The organism is Eudoraea sp. (assembly GCF_049665975.1).
GTDB lineage: Bacteria > Bacteroidota > Bacteroidia > Flavobacteriales > Flavobacteriaceae > Eudoraea.
Genome location: NZ_JBATGR010000532.1, coordinates 1 through 7,980 on the forward strand (window position 1 = coordinate 1; position 7,980 = coordinate 7,980).

General features: G+C 37.2%; 9 protein-coding genes. All 9 read left to right on the forward strand.

The window, feature by feature from the left end:
* Positions 1–881: hypothetical protein (locus WBN20_RS16775; protein WP_424282516.1), on the forward strand; the 881-nt coding region annotated here is incomplete at its 5' end.
* A gap of 203 nt (positions 882–1,084) precedes the next feature.
* On the forward strand, positions 1,085–1,414 hold the full coding sequence (locus WBN20_RS16780; protein ID WP_299159760.1) for a HesB/IscA family protein: 330 nt from the start codon (positions 1,085–1,087) through the stop codon (positions 1,412–1,414).
* 34 nt (positions 1,415–1,448) lie between these two features.
* Positions 1,449–2,894: a Fe-S cluster assembly protein SufB gene (gene sufB / locus WBN20_RS16785; RefSeq protein ID WP_424282517.1), complete on the forward strand. Its 1,446-nt coding sequence runs from the start codon at positions 1,449–1,451 to the stop codon at positions 2,892–2,894.
* A 5-nt stretch (positions 2,895–2,899) separates the two neighbouring features.
* A complete protein-coding gene (locus WBN20_RS16790; RefSeq protein ID WP_424282518.1) occupies positions 2,900–3,775 on the forward strand; it encodes an N-acyl homoserine lactonase family protein in 876 nt (291 codons plus the stop codon).
* A gap of 7 nt (positions 3,776–3,782) precedes the next feature.
* Positions 3,783–4,535, forward strand: coding sequence for a Fe-S cluster assembly ATPase SufC (gene sufC, locus WBN20_RS16795; protein WP_424282519.1), 753 nt, complete (start codon positions 3,783–3,785; stop codon positions 4,533–4,535).
* A 71-nt stretch (positions 4,536–4,606) separates the two neighbouring features.
* On the forward strand, positions 4,607–5,923 hold the full coding sequence (gene sufD / locus WBN20_RS16800) for a Fe-S cluster assembly protein SufD (RefSeq protein WP_424274187.1): 1,317 nt from the start codon (positions 4,607–4,609) through the stop codon (positions 5,921–5,923).
* Between the two features lie 32 nt (positions 5,924–5,955).
* Positions 5,956–7,182 carry an aminotransferase class V-fold PLP-dependent enzyme gene (locus WBN20_RS16805; protein WP_424271106.1) on the forward strand — a complete coding sequence of 409 codons (1,227 nt, stop codon included), beginning with the start codon at positions 5,956–5,958 and terminating at the stop codon, positions 7,180–7,182.
* A gap of 74 nt (positions 7,183–7,256) precedes the next feature.
* On the forward strand, positions 7,257–7,679 hold the full coding sequence (locus tag WBN20_RS16810; RefSeq protein WP_424282520.1) for a SufE family protein: 423 nt from the start codon (positions 7,257–7,259) through the stop codon (positions 7,677–7,679).
* Positions 7,680–7,697: 18 nt separating this feature from the next.
* On the forward strand, positions 7,698–7,980 hold a 283-nt coding region (locus WBN20_RS16815), incomplete at its 3' end, for an iron-sulfur cluster assembly protein (RefSeq protein WP_424282521.1).

Sequence of the window (7,980 nt, forward strand, 5' to 3'; positions counted from 1 at the left end):
GGGAAAAAAGTTTTGGGTTTTCTGGGCATGATCATTCATATGATTTATTGCAAACTGCTGATGGAGGATTTTTCTTCGCAGGATTTTTGGATATTACAGCCGCCCTTGACGATGGCACTTATTACAAGGGTAATTTTCTTACCAGACATGGTGTGGGGGAATTTTGGGGAACTAAAATAGACGCCAACGGCAATTTGGAATGGAGGAGTTACTACGGAGGCACCAACAATGATAGGGCGCATGCCGTTATTGAAGCGGACGATGGCAGTTTTGTGATGGCAGGGTTTTCTGAAAGTGATGATTATGATATTTCGAATACCAAAGGCAGCTACGACTTTTGGGTAATTAAATTAACAGCTACCGGTGAATTGTTATGGGAGCGATCCTTTGGCGGTTCGGGTATTGAAATCGCTTATGATATAGCCAAAACATATGATGGAGGTTATGTGGTTACCGGGAATACATTTAGCACGGATAAAGATATTTCTATGAATCATGGTGAATCTGATGTGTGGCTTATTAAAATAGATGATAATGGCAACCTGTTATGGGAGAAGACCTTTGGAGGTTCGGAGTTCGATGCTGCCCAGGGGGTAAGTACTACATACGACGGTGGATTTATTATTACCGGAAACTCCAAAAGTATTGATGGTGATGCTGAAGAAAATGCAGGAGAAAATGATATTTGGCTTATAAAAACAGATCCAGAAGGAAATTTAATCTGGCAGGGCTCTTATGGAGGATCAAACTTGGATTATGGTTTTGATGCAGTTGAAAATCTAGACAAAAGTATACTTTTGGTTGGTGAAAGTTCCAGCGATGATTTCACAAACCTTATAAATAAAGGGCTTTCAGATGTTGTAATTATAAAAATCAAATGAATAACTTCACATAAAGGCAGCCCTCAAATGCTTGACTTTTAAAACCATCCGTTTTTTATCTACCCTCTACTCTTGTTTCTCTAAAATCCAATAGATAACCTCTATGGTTTCATACGTTATAATAATGTTAGGAATTATGGTAAAACCCTAACTATAACCTATATTTGTAAACTATTTAGAATAATACCAAATAAGGATATATAATGATCAAAGTATCTGAAACAGCAAAACAGCGGGTTACCTTACTCATGACGGAGGAAGGTTTTGACGCAGCAAAAGATTTTGTCAGGGTTGGTGTAAAAAGCGGTGGTTGCAGTGGGTTGTCCTATGAATTAAAATTTGACAACAAAGTTGATGAGGCTGATAAGGTTTTTGAAGACAATGCTGTGCGCATCATCGTTGATAAAAAGAGTTTTCTCTATCTGGTAGGAACAACTCTGGAATATTCCGGAGGGCTCAATGGTAAGGGATTCGTTTTTAATAATCCGAATGCACAGCGTACATGCGGCTGTGGCGAAAGTTTTTCATTATAAAAATATGTGATCCCTCTGAGGGATTTAATGACTTATGGCATATACCGAAGAAGAATTAAAAAAAGAACTGGAAACTAAAGAATATGAATATGGTTTCTATACGGATATTGAGTCTGACACCTTTCCAAAAGGGTTAAATGAGGAAATTGTTATCGCAATTTCTAAGAAGAAAGAAGAACCGGAATGGATGACTTCATGGCGACTTGAAGCTTTCCGGGCATGGAAAGAAATGATAGAACCCGAATGGGCTAATATCAACTATAAAAAACCTGATTTTCAAAATATTTCATACTATTCCGCACCTAACAAAAAACCGAAATACGATAGTTTAGACGAAGTTGATCCTGAGTTATTGGATACATTTAAAAAACTGGGAATTTCTTTAGATGAACAGAAAAAGCTTGCAGGTGTAGCTGTGGATATTGTAATGGATTCAGTTTCCGTTGCAACTACTTTCAAAAAAACACTTGCAGAAAAAGGAATAATCTTTTGCTCTATTTCCGAGGCAATAAAAGAGCATCCGGAATTAGTTAAAAAGCATCTTGGTACAGTAGTGCCACAAAAGGATAATTTCTATGCTGCTTTAAATTCTGCAGTATTCTCTGACGGATCTTTTTGCTATATCCCCAAAGGGGTTAGATGTCCAATGGAATTGTCAACTTATTTTAGAATAAATCAGGCTGGTACCGGACAATTTGAACGCACACTGGTTATTGCAGATGAGGGAAGTTATGTGAGTTATCTGGAAGGCTGTACTGCACCATCGAGAGATGAAAATCAATTACACGCAGCGGTAGTGGAACTTATAGCTCTGGATAATGCAGAAATTAAATATTCCACAGTTCAAAACTGGTATCCTGGTAATAAAGAAGGTAAAGGGGGAGTATACAATTTTGTCACAAAAAGAGGGTTGTGCGAGAAAAACGCCAAAATCTCCTGGACACAGGTAGAAACCGGATCAGCAATTACCTGGAAGTACCCATCCTGTATTTTAAAAGGAGATAATTCTATAGGGGAATTTTATTCCATTGCAGTAACAAATAATTATCAGCAGGCCGATACCGGAACTAAAATGATCCATTTAGGTAAAAACACTAAAAGCACGATTATTTCTAAAGGGATTTCCGCCGGGAAATCACAAAATAGCTACAGGGGTCTGGTGCAGGTGAATAGCAGGGCTAAGAATGCCAGAAATTTTTCGCAATGCGACTCGTTGCTGATGGGAAATGACTGTGGAGCACATACTTTTCCATATATAGAAGTGAAGAATAAAACGGCTCAGATTGAACATGAGGCCACCACAAGTAAAATTGGGGAAGATCAGATTTTTTATTGTAATCAGAGAGGAATAGAAACGGAAAAAGCTATTGCCCTGATTGTAAACGGTTTTAGCAAGGAAGTACTAAACAAACTTCCCATGGAATTTGCTGTTGAAGCCCAAAAGCTATTGGAAATCAGCCTGGAAGGTTCAGTAGGTTAATGGTTATGAAAAAATATATAACATTATTGATAATAGTCGCCTTATTTGCCTGTAAAGAAACGAATAAGGAAGTAGCGAATGTGTCTGAAAGTAAGGAAGAAATCTCCAAAACTGAAGTAAAGCTTTATTCCTTTGATGGTGGTACCGTTGTTGTAAATACACTGGGACTTTTTGCTCAGGATGAAACCTATAAAGGGCAAAGCAAGGAATTTGCAGATGCATTTTATGTAATTCAACACCCAAAAGGCAACCTAATGTGGGATGCCGGACTTTCTGAATCTCTGGTTGGACTTCCTGAACCGTATACCTCACCTGACGGTGCTTTTACTGTCTCCAGAAAGGATTCTGTTTTAAGTCAGTTAAAATTAATTGGAATGACCCCTGACGATTTTCAATACATCTCATTATCTCATACTCATTTTGATCATAGCGGGCATGCTGACAAATTTAAAAATTCAACATGGCTTGTTCAGAATGAGGAGTTTGATTTTGTAACTGGCGAAGAAGTGAAAGCAAATAATCCGGAGATGTATGATGCTATAAAAGACTTAACGAACATCAAAAAAATTAATGGAGATTATGATGTGTTTGGAGATGGAACCGTGGTTTTAAAATATATGCCCGGCCATACGCCAGGACATCAGGTTTTATTTCTTGATTTAAAAGAACACGGGCCTTTGCTTTTATCCGGAGACCTTTATCATTTTTATGAAAACAGGGAGTACAAGAGAATTCCAATTTTTAATTATGATGTGGCGCAAACAAGGGAGAGCATGAAAAAATTTGAAGCTTTTGCTAAGGAAAAAAAGGCTAAGGTATATTTACAACATCAAAAGGACGACTTTGATAAAATGCCAAAAGCACCTCAATATTTAAACTAAATAGAATATGTTAAAAGTAAATAATCTGCACGCAGGTGTAGAAGGGAATGAAATATTAAACGGAATAAACCTCGAAGTAAAAGCAGGAGAGGTGCATGCTATTATGGGCCCTAATGGTTCAGGGAAAAGCACCCTTGCTTCGGTGATAGCCGGAAAGGAAGAATTTGAAATTACAGAAGGTAGTATTGAATTTGATGGAGCAGATCTGGAAGACACTTCTCCTGAAGAAAGAGCGCATAAAGGAATTTTTCTTTCGTTTCAGTACCCTGTTGAGATACCGGGGGTTTCTGTAACCAATTTTATAAGAACGGCAATAAATGAGTCCAGGAAAGCACGTGGATTAGAAGACATGCCTGCTAACCAAATGTTGAAACTTATTCGTGAGAAATCTGAGTTATTGGAAATTGACAGAAAGTTTTTATCTCGCTCTTTAAATGAAGGATTTTCAGGTGGCGAGAAAAAGCGAAATGAAATTTTTCAATTGGCTATGTTAGAACCAAAACTCGCCATTTTAGATGAAACAGATTCCGGCCTGGATATTGATGCCTTGCGGATTGTGGCCAACGGCGTCAATAAACTGAAGAGCAAAGACAACGCAATAATAGTTATTACTCATTACCAGCGATTATTGGAATATATTGTTCCGGATTTTGTACATGTTATACACGAGGGTAAAATTGTAAAATCAGGCACCAAAGCATTAGCATTGGAATTAGAGGATAAGGGATACGATTGGTTAAAAAATGAGTCGGTGGTATAATAATCCGGTTGAATTAATTAATTATTTGAAAGGGAATTGTTCTATAAAAACAATAAACAGAAAACAAAATTATGGATTTAAAGGAAAAACTGGTTTCTTCGTTCCTGGCATTTGAGAACAATATAGATGTAGATCATCCGGTTCATGATATACGCTCTGAAGCAATTAAGAACTTCGAGCTCAAAGGTTTTCCGAATAGAAAAGAGGAGGCCTGGAAATACACTTCATTGAACCCCCTGCAAAAGGTAGATTTCAGCATCTTTCCAAAACAGACAAATGCTTTGGAATACAAGGATGTTAAGCAATATTTTCTTCATGAGATAGATACTTATAAGATTGTGTTTATTGATGGTGTATATAGTTCGTTCCTTTCAGAAACCACACATGACGGGGTAGATATCTGCCTTATGAGTGCAGCTTTAAGCAAACCAATGTATAAGCAGATAATAGATGTTTACTTCAATACGGTAGCCTCAAAAGATGAATCGCTGACTACATTAAATACTGCATTTAGTAAAGAGGGGGCTTATATTTATATCCCTAAAAATAAAATGCCTAAAAAGCCAATAGAAATATTGCATTTTGCCACAGGGAACGAAGCTGCATTATTACTCCAACCCCGCAACTTAATTATTGCAGAGGAAAATGCCGAACTTCAGATTATAGAACGTCATCAGAGTCTTACTTCCAATGAAGTATTAACAAATTGCGTTACTGAAATTTTTGCAGCAAAAAATGCTATTGTAGATTATTATAAAGTTCAAAATGACGTCAAAAATGCATCCTTGATAGATAACACCTACATTTCTCAAAAGAGCAATAGCACGGTGAAGGTCCATACATTTTCCTTTGGAGGTAAGTTAACCAGGAATAATCTCAATTATTACCAGAATGGTGAATATATTGATTCTACCATGAAAGGGGTAACTATACTTGGTGAAAAGCAGCATGTAGACCATCATACCCTGGTACATCACAGAGAACCTAATTGCGAAAGTCATCAGGATTATAAAGGAATTTATGGAGAAAAGTCAATAGGAGTGTTCAATGGCAAAATCATAGTGGATAAGATTGCCCAAAAGACCAATGCATTTCAACAAAACAATAATATTTTGATTAGTGATAAGGCTACTATTAATACCAAACCACAATTGGAAATCTTTGCAGATGATGTAAAATGTTCTCATGGATGCACTATTGGACAATTAGATGAAGAGGCACTCTTTTATTTGCAAACCAGAGGAATACCCAAAAAAGAAGCTGCGGCACTCTTGATGTATGCTTTTGCCAATAATGTGTTGGCAAGTGTTCGGATTCCTGAATTAAAAATGAGAATTAATAGGCTGATTGCCAAAAAATTAGGTGTTCAACTGGGATTTGATCTTTAATATTAAGTTTAGTTTTAAATAGCTCCGGCCATATGATAATAACAAAATTGGATATTGAAACTATTCGCCAGGATTTTCCTATTCTCAAAAGGAAAGTTAACGGATACCCATTGGTTTACCTGGATAACGCAGCTACTTCACAGACACCAAAACAAGTCATAGATGTTATTGTAGATTATTATACTCGTTATAATGCTAATATTCATAGGGGCGTGCATACCTTATCTCAGGAGGCAACAGATGCTTATGAAAACGCACGTATCAAGGTTCAAAAGCATATAAATGCCGCTGAACCTTATGAAATTATTTATACTTCAGGCACCACAGATAGTATTAACCTGGTAGCCAATGGCTTTACATCATTTCTAAAAAATGGAGATGAGATCCTTGTATCTGCTATGGAACACCATTCCAATATAGTTCCCTGGCAAATGCTATGTGAACGAACGGGTGCTATCTTAAAAGTAATTCCAATGAATCATGAAGGCGAACTCCTTATAGAGGAATACGCCAAGTTGCTTTCGAGTAGCACTAAATTGGTAGTTTGTAATCATGTATCCAATGCGTTGGGTACTATAAACCCAATAGAAAAAATTATTTCATTGGCCCATGAGGTCGAAGCAGCTGTTCTGATTGACGGCGCGCAAGCGGCACCACACATTAAAATAGATGTCCAAAAGTTGAATGCGGACTTTTATACGATTTCTGCTCATAAAATTTGTGGCCCAACCGGGGTAGGTGTTTTGTATGGGAAGGAAGAATGGCTTTCAAAATTACCACCATATCAGGGTGGAGGAGAGATGATAGCAGAGGTTACCTTTGAAAAAACAACTTATGCCGATTTACCTCACAAGTTTGAAGCAGGGACTCCAAATGTATGTGGTGGAATTGCTTTTGGAGCAGCGCTGGATTACATGAATTCTTTAGGTTACGAGGCCATCGCCAGTTATGAAAAAGAACTCCTGGAATATGCTACTAAGGAACTAACATCTATTAATGGGCTTAAAATATATGGGACTTCGGTGCATAAAACATCCGTCATTTCTTTTAATATTGAAGGTATTCATCCCTATGACATAGGTGCGATACTGGATAAATTAGGAATTGCGGTAAGAACAGGGCATCATTGTGCGCAACCTGTTATGGATTACTTTAAAGTGCCGGGAACGGTAAGGGCGAGTTTTAGCTTTTATAATACCAAAAGTGAGGTAGATATTCTTGTCGAAGGAGTAAAGAAAGCCAAACAAATGCTAAGCTAAACAATGCTTGTTATCATTTTCCCAAACTATTGAAAACCACTGATACTTATTGTATTTTAGCCTAAAACCTTTTTATGAGTATAGAAGAAATTCAGAACGAAATTGTAGAAGAGTTTGCCTTGTTTGATGACTGGATGCAGCGGTATGAATATATGATAGAATTAGGAAAATCACTTCCAATAATTAAAGAGCAGTATAAAACAGAAGACAATATAATTAAGGGCTGCCAGAGTAAGGTTTGGGTACATGCAGAATTGGAGGAGGATAAACTGGTTTTTACAGCCGATAGTGATGCCATAATTACTAAAGGTATTATTGCCATTTTAATTAGAGCTTTTAGCAATCAAAAGCCGATGGATATTATTGAGGCAAATACAGATTTTATCGATCAAATAGGACTTAAAGAGCATTTATCTCCAACACGCGCAAATGGGTTGGTAAGTATGATAAAGCAATTGAAATTGTATGCCATTGCATACCAAACACAATTGAATTAATTAATTAATCCGAGAGATATGAGTGAAACCGTGGTAAATACGAAGGAACTTGGCGAGAAAATAGTGACTGTTCTCAAGACAATTTACGATCCCGAGATTCCCGTGGATATTTATGAATTAGGGTTAATCTATGATGTTTTTGTTAATGAGGATAGGGATGTAAAAATATTGATGACACTTACCTCACCCAACTGCCCTGTAGCAGAAACTTTGCCAGTTGAGGTAGAAGAAAAGGTAAAATCTCTGGACCTTGTTAAAGATGCGGAAGTTGAAATTACCTTTGATCCACCCTGGACCCAGG